Annotated in this window: 1 pseudogene; it reads right to left on the bottom strand. The window is 58.0% G+C overall.

The window, feature by feature from the left end:
* Positions 1-208 (bottom strand): annotated as a pseudogene (locus EOD29_RS31590) (glyoxalase); the annotation flags it as partial.
* Positions 209-276 lie beyond the last annotated feature (68 nt).

The following is a 276-nucleotide window of genomic DNA, read 5'->3' as shown; positions in this document are numbered from 1 at the left end:
CCACCTCGATGGAGAGATCGGGCACCGGAGTCCCGGAACCGCCTTGGCTGGCGACACTGAGCTGAACCTTCATGGAAGTATTCGCGCCGAACGTGACGATCCAGCCGTGATCCATCATCAGATCGAGCCCGAGAATATCCTCATAGAAGCGTTTGGCGGCCATGAGGTCGGGCGCCTGGATATTGGCAACGATGCGCAGGACTTTCATGCCGCTCTCCTGAGTATCGGGTAAGGACAAGAATTTAGAGGGGATCGGCGGCGCGATCAATCAGTCCC

Origin of the sequence: Mesorhizobium sp. M1A.T.Ca.IN.004.03.1.1, from assembly GCF_003997555.1 — a bacterium.
GTDB lineage: Bacteria > Pseudomonadota > Alphaproteobacteria > Rhizobiales > Rhizobiaceae > Mesorhizobium.
This window is presented reverse-complemented; position numbering and strand designations above follow the sequence as displayed.